The following is a 14,542-nucleotide window of genomic DNA, read 5'->3' as shown; positions in this document are numbered from 1 at the left end:
TTACATCATGGAAGGAAATACAGCATGAGCAACAAGAGCAATAATCGGGCCGCCTACCGCGGCGTATTCCCGGTCGCCCCAACCATTTTCAAGGACGATGGCAGCCTGGATCTCGACGGCCAGCGCCGTTGCCTGGACTTCATGATCGACGCCGGCTCACACGGTATCTGCATCTTGGCGAACTACTCGGAACAGTTCGTGCTGAGCGACGAGGAGCGCTCAGTGCTGGTGCAAACAACGCTGGAACATGTGGCGGGCAGAGTGCCCGTCATTGTCACCACGACCCACTTCAGTTCGCGCATCTGCGCAGAGCGCAGCCGGGCCGCCCAAGACGCCGGCGCAGCCATGGTGATGGTGATGCCGCCCTATCACGGCGCTACCTTTCGGGTCGCTGAGCGCGGCATCTACGAGTTCTTCCAAACCGTTTCGGATGCGATCAGCATCCCTGTCATGATCCAGGACGCACCGGTGAGCGGCACCATGCTGTCGGTGCCTTTCTTGGCGCGCATGGCAAAGGAAATTGAAAACATTTCCTACTTCAAGATAGAAGTGCCACAGTCGGCAGCCAAGCTACGCGAACTCATTTCTCTGGGCGGCGACGCCATCGTCGGTCCATGGGACGGCGAGGAGGCCATTACCCTGATGGCGGATCTTGACGCCGGCGCTACCGGCGCAATGACAGGCGGCGGCTACCCGGACGGCATACGCAAGATCTTCGATGCCTATGCAGCTGGCGACACTGAGACGGCAGCGCAGCATTACGAGCGCTGGCTGCCGCTGATCAATTATGAAAACCGTCAGGGCGGCCTGGCGTCGGCCAAGGTGCTGATGAAGGAAGGCGGCGTGATCCGCTCAGACGCAGTGCGCCATCCCTTGCCCCAAGTGCATCCGGCCACCCGGGAAGGGCTGCTGAAGGTCGCGCGCCGGCTAGAGCCGCTAGTGCTGCGTTGGGGCCGTTAAGTCTTTTAATAGGGAGATACAATGAACATTCAGGGCGAACTATTGATAGGCAGCCGAGGCGTCCGCGGCAGCCAAGCCACGAGCCGCGGCATCAACCCCGCAAGCGGCGAGCTGCTGGAGCCGGCATTCGGCAGCGCTAGCCAAGCCGACCTCGACCAGGCCTGTGCGCTGGCCCGCGACGCGTTTGACGCCTACCGAGAAGCTCCGCTGGAAGTTCGCGCCGCCTTCCTGGAAAAGATCGGCGACAACATCATGGCGCTGGGAGACGCGCTGATCGAGCGCTGCGTTGCCGAAAGCGGCTTGCCCCGCGCCCGCATCGAGGGCGAACGTGGCCGCACCGTAAGCCAGTTGCGCCTGTTCGCCGGCGTGGTCAGGGCTGGCGACTTTCTCGGCGTGCGCATCGATCCAGCACAGCCCGAGCGCAAGCCGCTGCCGCGTTCCGACCTGCGCATGCGCTACATACCGCTGGGGCCAGTGGCGGTGTTTGGCGCCAGCAATTTTCCACTTGCCTTCTCCGTCGCCGGCGGCGATACCGCATCGGCGCTGGCGGCCGGCTGTCCGGTAGTCGCCAAAGCACATCCTGCTCACCCAGGCACATCGGAGCTGGTCGGGCGGGCGGTGCAGCAGGCCGTGCGCGACTGTGGTCTGCCGGAAGGCGTTTTCTCGCTGCTGTTTGACAGCGGCTTGTCGATCAGCCAGGCGCTGGTGGCTGACCCCCGCATTAAGGCAGTGGGCTTCACCGGCTCACGCGCCGGCGGCACGGCGCTAATGAAAATAGCGGCGGACCGTGCGGAGCCGATTCCGGTGTATGCAGAAATGAGTAGCATCAATCCTGTGCTGCTTTTTCCGCATGCGTTGGCTGCGCGGGCGGAAGAGACCGGGAAGGCTTTTGTATCCTCACTGGTTCTGGGCGCCGGCCAGTTCTGCACCAATCCCGGCCTGGTGCTGGCGCTGGATGGTCCGGACCTGGGCCGCTTTATCGCTGCCGCCGCGCAGGCCTTGGCAGAAATGCCGGCATCCACCATGCTGACACCTGGCATCCACCGAGCCTACGAGGCCGGCGTAGCTCACATCATGGCGCATACCGCGGTCACTACGGAAGCAAGGGGCAAGGCTGGCGGCTTGCACCAATGCCAAGCCGCGCTATTTACGACGACGGCGGACGCCTTCCTCCGTCACCCGGAGTTGCAGGACGAGGTCTTCGGCGCCGCGTCGCTGGTCGTGCGCTGTCCCGATATGGCGACACTGCGTGGCATCATCGAAGCAATGGAAGGCCAGCTGACTGCGGCTCTGCATATCGAGCCGGCAGATTACGACGCAGCGCGCAGCCTGCTGCCGGTGCTCGAGCGACGGATGGGCCGTATCCTGGTAAATGGTTTCGGCACCGGCGTCGAGGTTGGCCATGCGATGGTGCACGGCGGGCCATATCCGGCGACCGCGGATGGCCGCTCCACCTCAGTTGGCAGCCTGGCGATCGACCGCTTCCTGCGACCAGTGAGTTACCAGGATTTACCCGACGCGCTTCTTCCAGATGCGCTGAAGACGGAAAATCCTCTACACCTTAATCGTCGGCTGGACGGGGCATTGCAGTTCGTTAGATAAGCTATGTACGTCAAGCCAGCGGGCCGGCCGGTATTGCGACAATAGCAGACACTCGCAAAATCTTGTTGACCGGCCGAATCCAAGGTCGAAAGCGGACATTCCCGACTGACGTTATTGTCGCCCGACAGACTTTATTGTTGGGCGACAAAACGTTAATCCCTACAAAAATAGTCGAAAACAAATAATCAGATTTGATGCCGGCTCACGTCGTCGTGCAGTTTAATCAGTGACATGTAAAGTCGTAAACAAACTAAATTAGCGCAGTGCTTTGATTGATTTTGTAGTTAATAAAGTCGAAAACAGCATTTGGCTGTTTTTAATGAAATGAACGGGTTTTTGAGCCGAAACAGGCTGTCCAGCCGACGGCTGCTGGAAATGCATCGTTCGCGTTCCGCCGACGTGGTCGTCACTGCGGTGAAATATCGGGAATACGTCGAGCACGGCCGCACGAAGCAAGAACGCAGCACGTTTCAACACCGGCTTGGCACGCTGAAGGGACTGGCGATCTTGGCACGTGAGTCTTATACCACCGTCTATATCGCCATCGGCAATATCCTGGCGGCATTCGATGCAGCGTCAAATCTGAGTGAGCGCCCAAAGAAGGGGGAAATCGATGCCTTGGCAGGGCGGCTATCCGAGTTGGGGGCAACGCGATAACGTGTATCGACGGTAACTTGTCTTTGTAATGATCCTTACGAATAAAATTTCCGGCTATGGCTTCCACATCTGACTCCCTGTTTGCCGAACGTGTACGCGCCAGCTTTGAGCGTCAAAATGCCATGAGTTTAATAAAGGCAAGCTTGCCAGTCATTGAGGATTTCCGCGAGCTTTGCAGCAGCATTAGGCGTTTTTCCTAGGCCCCGTACTCTTTCATGGCGAGAGCCCGGAAATGCTGAGCGGCAGCGCTCTCCATATTGGGGCGATAAACCAGGCCCAGGCCGATCTCGGAGGCCGCCGGCGGATCTATCAACTTCCTGAATACGACGTTTTCGCTTTGGAATCGTTGTGTGCTCGACGGAACGAGTGCCACCCCGAGACCACTTTCAACTAGGGCGAGAACAGTCGGCACCTGCACCGCTTCCTGGGCTACCCTTGGAATGAAACCGCTCTGCTCACACGCTAGCATGGCCGCGGCATGCAGGCCGGCTGCTTGCTCGCGGTTGTACATGACGAAGGATTCATCTTTAAGATCGCCGAGCGAGAGGATACTTTTGTGTACGAGTCTGTTGCCGCGCGGCAGCGCTACGGCGAAATGTTCGCGTTCAAGTTGAAGCAGCACTGCAGTTGCTACTGTCAGGAGCGGCGTGCGCACCAGCCCGACGTCGAGTGTGTCCTCTTCCAGCATTTGCATGATACGGGCGGAGGTTGCCTCCCTTAGGACAAGTTCCACGCCCGGATATTCGGCACGATATCGAGGTACGAGCCTTTGCAGCATTCCATAGGTCGTTGAGCCGACGAACCCTATATGCAAGGCGCCGCCCGTGCCTTGTGCTGCGCTCTTTGCGGCCTCGGAGAATTGTGCGCCATGAAACAGAAGCCGGCGTGCCTCAATCAGCGCGGCCTTGCCGCTCGGAGTAAGTGATACGCCGCTCGAGGCTCGTTCAAAAAGCTTGGTACCAAGTTCTGCCTCAAGCTTTTGTATCGACACTGTAAGCGGCGGCTGCGCCATATGCAAACGCTCCGCCGCCTTACGGAAATTAAGCGTTTCGGCCAGCACGACGAAGTGACGAATTCGACGAAAGTCCAAATCAACACCCTTTCCTTATGAGGTACGAATTCCGGGTCGTTCAACCCTTGAATACCGGCTCTCGCTTTTCCAGAAACGCCGCAACCGCTTCGCGATGGTCGACAGTCTGGTGCGACAAAGCCTGGTAAGCGGCGGACAGTTCGAGCACGGTATCGAGCCGCGCATGTATTGCTTCTCTCATCAGACGCTTGGCAAGCCGCACCGCATGCGGAGGGTTTGCGGCGATCTTGAGTGCAAGGTTTCGTGCCGTTGGGAGCAGTTCTTCCGGCGGGACTACGCGGGATACCAGATTCCACTCCAGTGCTAACTGGGCGTCGATGACCTGCGCAGTGAATGTCATCTCGGCGGCCCGTGATAGTCCGATGGTGCGCTGCAGCAGCCAGGCGCCGCCGTCGCCAGGGACGATGCCGATCTTGGCAAAGCTCTCGGCGAACTTGGCGTTGACTGATGCGATTCGAATATCACACATGCACGCCAGATCAAGCCCAGCGCCGAGTGCAGCACCGTTTACGGCGGCAATCACAGGCACTTCCAGGTTGAACAATGCGTGCGCGAGGCGTTGTATGCCCTGGCGATACTCTTGACGTATCTGTATGCCGCTGACATCCCCTGAAGACTGGCGCTCCATGTCCTTAATATTACCTCCCGAGGAAAAGGCACTGCCGGCGCCTGTCAGGATGACGGCGCGTACGCTCGGGTCATTCTCGATGCGTTTGATTGCTTCAATAAAATCGGACACAGCGCTGTTGCCGGTGAGCGGATTACGGCGCTCTGGCTCGTCCATTGTTAAGGTAACGACGTGATCGTCCTGTTCATACCGAAGAAAGGCTGACATGTATCCTCCCGTTTTCCATTGCGTTGATCGAACTTGCGAGGCTAGGGTATTAACGCCGGCACGTCCAATATCAAAGAGAGTTTTACTGATACAAAAAATATATCGCAAGCGGTCGCCGCTGAGCTGAACATGGCGCTGAGTGATACATGAATAGTATCACTGTTCGGTAATTTAATATTGGACCGGCGCGGCGTGCCCAATTATTCTCTTGTTCAAGCAAGTTTGGAATCGATAGGAGAAACATGAAAACTGCATTGGGGCACCTGAAAGTTCTGGACCTGACGCGCATACTTGCCGGCCCCTGGGCTACGCAAAACCTCGCCGACATGGGGGCGGAAGTAGTCAAGGTGGAACGCCCTGGGGTGGGGGATGACACGCGCGGCTGGGGGCCTCCTTTCGTGAAGGATCGTGACGGGCGAGACTCCACGGATGCTGGGTATTTCATGTGCACGAATCGAGGGAAAAAGTCGATCACGATTGATCTGGCGTCTCCGGAGGGGCAGCAGATTGTGCGCGACCTGGCGAAAGACGCGGACGTGCTGGTCGAGAACTATAAGGTTGGTACGCTCGCGCGCTACGGTCTTTCCTACGAGGACCTGCAATCTCTGAACCCGCGCCTGGTTTACTGCTCCATTACCGGATTCGGCCAGACCGGCCCGTATTCGTCGTTGCCTGGTTACGATTTCGTTTTCCAGGGAATGGGCGGACTCATGAGCGTGACCGGGCAGGCGGATGATGAGCCCGGCGGGGGGCCTGTGAAATCAGGGATCGCAATCACCGATCTACTGACAGGGATGTATGCGACCGCAGCGATCCTTGCTGCCCTTGAGCACCGCAATGTCAGCGGTAGGGGGCAATACATCGACATGGCGCTCCTCGACTGCGTCGTCGCCGTGACCAGCAACCAAGCGCTCAACTATTTCCTGTCGGGAAAGATGCCGAAACGGCTCGGTAACGCCCATCCGAACATGGTGCCCTACCAGGTGTTCCGCTGCAAAGAAGGCGACGTGATCGTGGCAGTGGGCAATGATCGCCAGTATGCAGCCTTCTGTCGTGTGATCGGGCGGCCCGATCTGGGCGATGACCCGCGCTATAAAACCGTCGAGATGAGAGTGCGCAACAGGAGCGAACTGATTCCGGAGATTGCTCGGACTATGCTGACAAAAACCATGTCTGAATGGGTGGGGGTGCTGGAGCCCGCGCAGGTGCCCTGCGGCCCGATCAACAACATGCAGCAGGTGTTCGAGGATCCGCAAGTACGACACAGGGAAATGAAGGTGTCGCTTCCCCATTCGCTTGGCGGTGTGGTGCCGGGCTTGGCCAATCCCATGCGGTTTTCCGACACGCCGATCCGTTATGAGAAGGCGGCGCCGACGCTCGGGGAGCACACCGAAGAGGTGTTGAGCCACAAGCTAGGGTTGTCCGCGGAGCGTATTGCTGAATTGAGAGAGCAGGGTGTGCTCTAAGACCAAGGGGAACAAAGTCATGTACAACTATAAGGAGACGCGCTGATGAGCGAACTATTGAGCCAGTTTCGCCTTGCCCGCCTGCCCGATGAGGCTGAAGCCTTCCGATCTGACGTCAAGGCTTTTCTTCGTGCCGAAATGCCGCCGGCTCCCGCCGACGTGCGTTCGCGCTCGTGGATGGGCTTTTCGGCCGAATTCAGCAAAAAAATGGCCGAGCGCGGCTGGGTAGGTCTTACCCTCCCGCGTGAATACGGTGGCGCTCAGCTGGACGCCTTCTCCAGATTTGTACTGGTCGAAGAGCTGCTGGTCTCGGGTGCGCCCGTTTCGGCACATTGGATCGCCGACCGCCAGAGCGGCCCACTTATCCTCAAGTATGGCAGCGAGGCACAGCGCCGAGCATACTTGCCCAAAATATGTGCTGCCCAGGCCTTCTTCTGCATTGGCATGAGCGAGCCCAACTCCGGGTCAGACCTGGCAAGCGTAGGCACCAGGGCGACCAAGGTGGCCCAAGGATGGCGTCTCAGCGGACGCAAGATCTGGACCACCAATGCGCCGCATTGCCACTACATGATCGCGCTGGTGCGGACCTCAGGCACGGCCGAAGACCGACATCGCGGACTGTCCCAGTTCATTGTCGACCTATCACTGCCAGGTGTCACCGTTCGCCCTATACACGATCTTGCCGGCGACGCACATTTTTCCGAGGTGTTCTTTGACGATGTCCTGTTGACGGACGACGCACTGATAGGCAACGAAGGGAGCGGTTGGGAGCAGGTAACCGCCGAGCTGGCCTTCGAACGCAGCGGACCGGAGCGCATTTACTCCAGTATCATTCTACTCGATCATTGGATTGCTTGCCTGCGCAGGAGTGCCGACGGCGAGGCGCACCAAGAAACGATAGGCCGTCTTGCCGTGCACCTCGCGACATTACGCAATATGTCCATTACGGTCACCAGCCAGCTGGTGCGAGGCGCGAGCCCGATTGTGGAGGCCGCGCTGGTCAAGGATATCGGCACCGAGTTCGAACAGTCCATTCCTGCCATCATAGAATCCGCGATCGCCGGCGATCCTGACGTCGATATTGACCCGGACCTGTACCGCACTGTCGCCTACCTGAGTCATATATCGCCAACGTTTTCGCTGCGCGGTGGAACCCGCGAGATACTGCGCGGCATGATTGCTCGCGGCCTCGGGCTGCGTTAGAAGGAGTTCCCATGTTTGCAGAAGCCCTAGAAGATATTTTGAAAGACGTGAGCGCACCCGCCGCGGTTCGTTCGATTGAGGCCGGCCAGTCGCCCGCTTTGCTGTGGGCCGCTATTGCCGACGCGGGTTTCCTTGAGTTGCTTGCATCTGAAGAGAACGGCGGAGCAGGGCTGGCGCTGCCGGACCTTTATCCCGTGCTAACGATGCTCGGCGCCCATGCTGTTCCGGTTCCGTTTGCACAAACTGCAGCTGCTCGCGTGTTACTGACGCCCGATCAGGTTCCAACAGGCATGTTGACTTTCGCGCCCGTCGTCCGACGTCTCGCAAACGGCAGTATTTCCTGTCCGCTGGTACCGTTCGGCCTCATCGCCGATCACGTTCTGGCACAGGAAGAAGATCGCCTCTATCTATTACCGGCAAAAGATGCAGTATGCGAGCCTACCGGCGTCCATGGCAGTCTCACGGCAACTCTCTCATGGAGGGGCGACTCCGGGGTTGCCGCAGCGGCTGCTCCTGGCGTGATTGCGACCTTCGGAGCCGCCATTCACTCGGCGCTTATAGCCGGCGGAATGCAGAGAGTATTCGGCATGACCTTGCAGTACGCGAATGATCGCGCACAGTTTGGCAAGTCAATCGGGAAATTTCAGGCGATACAGCATCAGATCAGCGTGGCGGCTGAGCATGTGGCCGCCTCGTCGATTGCCGCGGAGTCAGCGTTCCAAGGAGTAGGGCCGGTGCCAGAGCTTCTCGCCGCAGCCATTGCCAAGTCGCGCACCAGCGAGGCCGTACCACTGGTCGCATCCATCGCGCACGCGGTGCACGGTGCGATCGGCGTGACTGAGGAATATGATCTGCAACTCTACACTCGTCGCTTGCATGAATGGCGGATGTCGCATGGCGCGGAGAGCTATTGGAACAGAGTCGTGGGACGTGCCGTGATCGCTTCCGATACCAGCCTTGTGAGTGACTTTGTTCGTACAGCCTGCGCTTCTCGGCCGGCATTTGCATAACTAAAGGACTAATCACCCAGCGGAGACAGGGATGCTAAAGCCCGTGCTCCCATGCCGTACCTTTTTGCATTCCGCATTGCTCGTCCTGGGTGGCGCTATCCTGCCTGCCTCGCATGTCGTTGCCCAGGGTTTTTCATCGCGCACCATCAAGTTCGTGGTGCCATTTCCACCTGGCAGCGACACCGACACATCAGCGCGCCATTTCGGGAAAAGCCATCGGACATGGTCGGGCAGTCAGTGATCGTCGAAAACGCCCATGCGGCAATGGCTTCATAAGCAAGTGTTCAAAAGTTTTTTGAGAAAACGTGTTTCAACCCACGATAATGCCGGCGCACATCACGTTCCAGCACGGCCAGCAGTCGCCGATACTGCCGTGCATCGCGTGTGTGTTGCAGCTGATTGCGCATTCGCCACCACCTGGCGGCTCCTAGCTTCGCGGGCAGGCACGGCTGGATTTGATGGAGCCTTCACATCGGCAACTCATTACCTTAATAGACCCAAGCCATGATAGACGTAAAAGTTGCGGTAAATCCGATCAGGAAAATACTTATCGCTAATCGCTCCGAGATCGCCATCCGCGTCATGCGCGCCGCGGCTGAACTCGGCATCCGTACGGTTGCAATCTATGCTGCAGAAGACCGATTCTCACTGCACCGCTTCAAGGCAGACGAGAGTTATCTGATCGGCGAAGGCAAGAAGCCGATCGCCGCCTACCTCGATATCGACGGCATCATCCGGGTGGCGAAGGAAGCCGGGGTCGACGCTATCCATCCCGGCTACGGCTTCCTGTCCGAGAATCCGGATTTCGCCGACGCCTGCGCTGCGGCCGGCATCCGCTTTGTCGGCCCGAACTCGACGGTGATGCGTACTCTGGGCAACAAGGTCGCCGCACGCAACGCGGCGGTCGCCGCCGACGTGCCGGTAATGGCAGCCACCCCGGCGCTGCCGCATGACCTGGAGCAGGTCATCCAGATGGCTGCGGAGATCGGCTACCCGCTGATGCTCAAAGCGAGCTGGGGCGGAGGCGGGCGCGGCATGCGCGTGATCGAATCCGCAGCCGAACTGCCCGGCCAGCTGGCGGTGGCGCGACGCGAAGCGGCGGCCGCCTTCGGCAATGACGAGATGTACCTGGAAAAGCTGGTGCGACGCGCTCGACACGTCGAAGTGCAGCTGCTCGGCGACACACACGGCAAGCTGGTGCATCTGTTCGAACGGGATTGTTCGGTGCAGCGGCGCAACCAGAAGGTGGTCGAAAGCGCGCCGGCGCCGTACCTGGACGACGCCGGCCGCCGAGAGTTGTGCGAAGCGGCGCTGCGGCTGGGCCGCGCCGTCGGGTACACCCATGCAGGCACTGTCGAATTTCTGATGGATGCAGATACCGGCATGTTCTACTTCATCGAGGTCAATCCGCGCATCCAGGTGGAGCATACGGTGACGGAGCAGGTCACCGGGGTCGATATCGTCAAGGCCCAGATCCGCATTACAGAGGGTGCGCATATCGGCGGCGACGGTGAGCTCGCCTGCGGCGTGCCACTGCAGCAGGACATCCGGTTGAACGGCCACGCGCTGCAGTGCCGCGTTACGACCGAAGACCCAGAGAACAATTTCACGCCGGACTATGGTCGCATCACCGCCTACCGCAGTGCATCCGGCTTCGGCATCCGCCTTGACGGCGGTACCGCTTACTCCGGCGCGGTTATCACGCCTTACTATGACTCGCTGCTGGTTAAAGTGACAGCCTGGGCCGGTAGCGCCGAGGAAGCCATTGCCCGCATGGACCGGGCGCTGCGTGAATTCCGCATCCGCGGCGTGTCGACCAACCTGGCCTTCCTGGAAAACGTCATCAACCATCAGCAGTTCCGCGCGGGCCAATGCATCACACGCTTCATCGACACCACGCCTGATCTGTTCCAGTTCTCCCGTCGGCGCGACCGTGCTACCCGCCTGCTACGCTTCATTGGCGATGTCAACGTCAACGGCAACCCGGAGATGAAGGGCCGCACGATACCAGCGCAGATGCCGGCGCCGGCACTGCTGCCGCGCCTGTCGGCCGACGGTCCGGTTGTACCCGGTACACGCGACAAGCTCAAGGAACTTGGCGCCGAGGGCTTCTCGCGTTGGATGAAGGACGAGCGTCGCGTGCTGCTCACCGACACCACCATGCGCGACGCCCATCAGTCACTGTTCGCCACCCGCATGCGCACCCATGACATGCTGGCAATCGCGCCCTACTATGCGCGATTGCTGCCGAACCTGTTCTCGCTCGAATGCTGGGGCGGCGCGACGTTCGACGTCGCCATGCGCTTTTTAAAGGAAGACCCATGGGAGCGTCTCGCCGGACTGCGCGAGCGTGTACCCAATATCCTGTTCCAGATGCTGCTGCGCGGCTCCAATGCGGTCGGCTATACAAACTATGCCGACAACGTAGTGCGCCATTTCGTAGGGCAGGCTGCCGCTGGCGGTATCGATCTTTTCCGCGTGTTCGACTCGCTCAATTGGGTCGAAAACATGCGTGTGGCCATCGATGCCGTGCGGGAGAGTGGAGCCCTATGCGAAGGCACCATCTGTTACAGCGGCGATATGCTCGCGCCAACACGCAGCAAATACAATCTGCAATATTACGTCAGCATGGCGCGCGAACTGGAACGCGCCGGCGCCAACATCATCGGCATTAAGGACATGGCCGGGATCTGCAAGCCAGACGCGGCACGTGTGCTGGTAAGGGAACTGAAGGAAACGATCGGCTTGCCAATCCACTTCCACACGCATGACACCAGCGGCATCTCGGCCGCCTCGGTTCTGGCCGCGGTGGATGCAGGCTGTGACGCGGTGGATGGCGCTATGGACGCCATGAGCGGTCTCACCTCGCAACCGAACTTAGGTGCCATCGCTGCCGCACTGGATGCTAGCGCCCGTAATCCTGAAATGGATCGTCAGGCTATGTTCGAGATCTCCCAGTATTGGGAAGGTGTTCGCCGCTACTACGCGCCGTTCGAAGCCGATATCCGCGCTGGGACTTCCGACGTCTACCGCCATGAAATGCCCGGTGGCCAGTACACAAACCTGCGCGAGCAGGCGCGAGCGATGGGACTGGAGCACCGCTGGACCGATGTGTCGCAGACTTATGCCGATGTGAACCAATTGTTCGGCGACATCGTCAAGGTAACACCGACTTCCAAGGTGGTTGGTGACATGGCGCTGTTCATGGTCGCCAACGACCTGACGCCGGACGAGGTGCGCAATCCGGACAAGGAAGTGGCGTTCCCGGAGTCGGTGGTCTCGCTTTTCAAGGGCGACCTCGGATTCCCGCCGGACGGCTTCCCCAAAGATCTGGAACACAAGGTGCTCAAGGGCGAGCTGCCGCTGTCTGGCCGTCCCGGCGCGTCCTTGCCAGAGGTCGACCTGGCTGCGGTGCGGGCCGAAGTCGAGGCCAAAGTTGCCTGCGAGATAAGCGAACAAGAGCTATCGTCCTACCTGATGTATCCGAAGGTGTTCTGCGAGTACGCGGCGCACCGGCACGAGTACGGCAATGTGAGCACCTTGCCCACGCCGGTGTTCTTCTACGGCTTACAGGCCAACCAGGAGATTTCGGTCGATATCGATCGGGGCAAGACTCTGATCGTGAGCCTGCACGGATCGGTCGAGATGGCGGAGGAAGGGCAGTGCAAGCTATTCTTCGAGCTCAACGGGCAGCCGCGCATCGTCCGGGTCGACAGGGCGGGAGCGGTCGCGACGGTACAGCATTCACGGGCTGAGGACGGCAATCCTGCACACGTCGGCGCTACGATGCCGGGCATGATTGTGACGCTGTCGGTGCAGGAGGGGCAGCGCGTGGCCCGCGGCGATCCGCTGCTGTCTTTAGAAGCCATGAAGATGGAGACCGTGATCCGGGCCGAGCGTGACGGCATGGTGCGCAAAGTCCACATCAGGCCTGGTGCGGTTGTCAGCGCCAAAGACCTTCTAGTCGAGTTTGAATAATCAAGATTACCTCCAATGAACAATCTGATAGAACAATACGGCCCGCGCGAAGCGATGGAATACGACGTACTGATCGTTGGCGGCGGTTCTGCGGGCCTGTCGGCGGCGATTCGTCTCAAGCAGCTGGCGGCGGAACAGGGCCGAGAGGTGTCGGTCTGCGTGCTGGAAAAAGGCAGTGAGGTGGGTGCCCATATCCTGTCCGGCGCGGTGATGGATCCGATCGCGATCAACGAGCTATTTCCGAACTGGAAGGAGCTTGGCGCGCCCCTCAACACCGAAGTGACGGAAGACCGCTTCCTGTTCCTGTCCGAGACCAAAGCGTATAAGACGCCGAACTTCCTGCTGCCGGCCTGCTTTCAAAATCACGGCAACTACGTCATCTCCCTGGCCAACGTCGCCCGCTGGCTGGGCCAGCAGGCAGAAAGACTGGGTGTGGAAATCTTTCCGGGCTTTCCGGCCGCTGAAGTGCTCTATAACGATGACGACTCGGTCAAGGGCGTGGCCACGGGGAACATGGGCATCGATCGCCATGGCAACCCGACCGACGCATTCCAGCTCGGCATGGAGCTGCATGCGAAGTACACTTTGTTCGCCGAAGGCGCGCGCGGTCACCTCGGCAAGCAGCTCATGGCTAAGTTCGATTTGAACCGCGGCAGGGATCCTCAGACCTATGCCATCGGCATCAAGGAATTGTGGGAAATCGATCCGGCTATGCACAAGCCTGGTTTGGTGATCCACACCGCCGGCTGGCCGCTGGATGCTGGCACCTATGGAGGTTCTTTCCTCTACCACCTGGAAAACAACCAGGTGGCGGTGGGCTACGTGGTCGGACTGGCTTATCAGAATCCGTATCTGTCGCCATACGAGGAGTTCCAGCGTTACAAGACACATCCAGAGATCCGCAAATTCTTTGAAGGCGGCAAACGTCTTTCTTATGGCGCTCGCGCCATTACGGCAGGCGGGCTGCAATCCCTGCCCAAGCTGATATTTCCGGGCGGCGCGCTGATCGGTTGCGATGCGGGCTTCCTCAATGCTTCCCGCATCAAAGGCAGCCATGCCGCGATGAAGACCGGCATGATGGCCGCCGAAGCCGCCTACGCCGCACTAGGCGAAAATCGTCAGCATGACGAGCTGGCGGCGTATCCGCAGGCTTTCGAAAAGTCCTGGCTGCATGAAGAGCTATTCAAGGCACGCAACTTCAAGCCCTTCATGGCGCGCGGCCTGTACAGCGGCACGCTGATGGTCGGCATCGACCAGGTGCTGTTCAGGGGGAAAGCGCCCTGGACCGCCAAGCACAAGCATGCGGATCATGCATGCCTGCGTCCGGCGTCCGAGTTTAAGCCCATCTTCTATCCAAAGCCTGACGGCAAACTGGCCTTCGACCGCTTGTCCTCGGTGTTCATCTCCAACACGAACCATGCCGAAGAGCAGCCGGTGCACCTGACACTGAATGATCCGACCGTGCCGGTCAACATCAACCTGCACAAGTATGCGGGCCCAGAACAGCGCTATTGCCCGGCCGGTGTGTATGAATACGTCATGAACGAGAGCGGTGAAGAGCGTCTGCAGATCAACGCGCAGAACTGCGTGCACTGCAAGACTTGCGACATCAAGGACCCGACTCAGAATATCGTCTGGGTGACGCCGGAAGGCGGCGGTGGGCCGAACTATTCTAACATGTGAGCAATCGGGACAGCAGAGCCGGCAAATGCCCCGCCCTCACGTAAGCGCGTTCCTGCCC

The 14,542-nt window shown here is 59.5% G+C and carries 10 protein-coding genes; 8 read left to right on the top strand and 2 right to left on the bottom strand.

Features of this window, described 5'->3' with window-relative positions:
* The first annotated feature begins 24 nt into the window (after positions 1-24).
* The 3 genes from D3878_RS13270 to D3878_RS13260 all read left to right on the top strand — a co-directional run bounded on the left by D3878_RS13270 (position 25) and on the right by D3878_RS13260 (position 3,219).
* Positions 25-960, top strand: coding sequence for a dihydrodipicolinate synthase family protein (locus D3878_RS13270; RefSeq protein WP_119785928.1), 936 nt, complete (start codon positions 25-27; stop codon positions 958-960).
* A 21-nt stretch (positions 961-981) separates the two neighbouring features.
* Positions 982-2,562 carry an aldehyde dehydrogenase (NADP(+)) gene (locus D3878_RS13265; protein ID WP_119785927.1) on the top strand — a complete coding sequence of 527 codons (1,581 nt, stop codon included), beginning with the start codon at positions 982-984 and terminating at the stop codon, positions 2,560-2,562.
* A 336-nt stretch (positions 2,563-2,898) separates the two neighbouring features.
* On the top strand, positions 2,899-3,219 hold the full coding sequence (locus tag D3878_RS13260; RefSeq protein WP_119785926.1) for a hypothetical protein: 321 nt from the start codon (positions 2,899-2,901) through the stop codon (positions 3,217-3,219).
* Positions 3,220-3,415: 196 nt separating this feature from the next.
* Here the strand turns inward: D3878_RS13260 and D3878_RS13255 are convergent, their stop codons facing one another.
* On the bottom strand, positions 3,416-4,309 hold the full coding sequence (locus D3878_RS13255; RefSeq protein ID WP_119785925.1) for a LysR family transcriptional regulator: 894 nt from the start codon (positions 4,307-4,309) through the stop codon (positions 3,416-3,418).
* Between the two features lie 40 nt (positions 4,310-4,349).
* Complete coding sequence (locus tag D3878_RS13250) at positions 4,350-5,144, bottom strand: crotonase/enoyl-CoA hydratase family protein (protein WP_119785924.1); 795 nt, start codon at positions 5,142-5,144, stop codon at positions 4,350-4,352.
* Positions 5,145-5,386: 242 nt separating this feature from the next.
* On the opposite strand from D3878_RS13250, the gene D3878_RS13245 reads away from it, so the two are divergent.
* From D3878_RS13245 to D3878_RS13225, 5 genes are all read left to right on the top strand, one after another.
* Complete coding sequence (locus tag D3878_RS13245) at positions 5,387-6,610, top strand: CaiB/BaiF CoA transferase family protein (RefSeq protein ID WP_119785923.1); 1,224 nt, start codon at positions 5,387-5,389, stop codon at positions 6,608-6,610.
* Positions 6,611-6,655: 45 nt separating this feature from the next.
* Complete coding sequence (locus D3878_RS13240; RefSeq protein WP_119785922.1) at positions 6,656-7,813, top strand: acyl-CoA dehydrogenase family protein; 1,158 nt, start codon at positions 6,656-6,658, stop codon at positions 7,811-7,813.
* Between the two features lie 11 nt (positions 7,814-7,824).
* The gene (locus D3878_RS13235) at positions 7,825-8,823 is read left to right on the top strand and encodes an acyl-CoA dehydrogenase family protein (RefSeq protein ID WP_119785921.1); all 999 of its coding nucleotides are present in this window, start codon (positions 7,825-7,827) and stop codon (positions 8,821-8,823) included.
* Between the two features lie 504 nt (positions 8,824-9,327).
* Positions 9,328-12,801 (top strand): pyruvate carboxylase, encoded by a 3,474-nt coding sequence (locus D3878_RS13230; protein WP_119785920.1) that lies wholly within the window; start codon positions 9,328-9,330, stop codon positions 12,799-12,801.
* A 15-nt stretch (positions 12,802-12,816) separates the two neighbouring features.
* The gene (locus tag D3878_RS13225) at positions 12,817-14,484 is read left to right on the top strand and encodes an electron transfer flavoprotein-ubiquinone oxidoreductase (RefSeq protein ID WP_119785919.1); all 1,668 of its coding nucleotides are present in this window, start codon (positions 12,817-12,819) and stop codon (positions 14,482-14,484) included.
* Positions 14,485-14,542 lie beyond the last annotated feature (58 nt).

Source organism: Noviherbaspirillum sedimenti (assembly GCF_003590835.1).
Taxonomy (GTDB): domain Bacteria; phylum Pseudomonadota; class Gammaproteobacteria; order Burkholderiales; family Burkholderiaceae_D; genus Paucimonas; species Paucimonas sedimenti.
This window is presented reverse-complemented; position numbering and strand designations above follow the sequence as displayed.

Bases quoted from the DNA above. Each gene is read 5' to 3' on its own strand.
- D3878_RS13270 (WP_119785928.1), top strand. From the start codon at position 25: ATGAGCAACAAGAGCAATAATCGGGCCGCCTACCGCGGCGTATTCCCG.
- D3878_RS13265 (WP_119785927.1), top strand. From the start codon at position 982: ATGAACATTCAGGGCGAACTATTGATAGGCAGCCGAGGCGTCCGCGGC.
- D3878_RS13250 (WP_119785924.1), bottom strand. From the start codon at position 5,144: ATGTCAGCCTTTCTTCGGTATGAACAGGACGATCACGTCGTTACCTTA.
- D3878_RS13245 (WP_119785923.1), top strand. From the start codon at position 5,387: ATGAAAACTGCATTGGGGCACCTGAAAGTTCTGGACCTGACGCGCATA.
- D3878_RS13240 (WP_119785922.1), top strand. From the start codon at position 6,656: ATGAGCGAACTATTGAGCCAGTTTCGCCTTGCCCGCCTGCCCGATGAG.
- D3878_RS13235 (WP_119785921.1), top strand. From the start codon at position 7,825: ATGTTTGCAGAAGCCCTAGAAGATATTTTGAAAGACGTGAGCGCACCC.
- D3878_RS13230 (WP_119785920.1), top strand. From the start codon at position 9,328: ATGATAGACGTAAAAGTTGCGGTAAATCCGATCAGGAAAATACTTATC.
- D3878_RS13225 (WP_119785919.1), top strand. From the start codon at position 12,817: ATGAACAATCTGATAGAACAATACGGCCCGCGCGAAGCGATGGAATAC.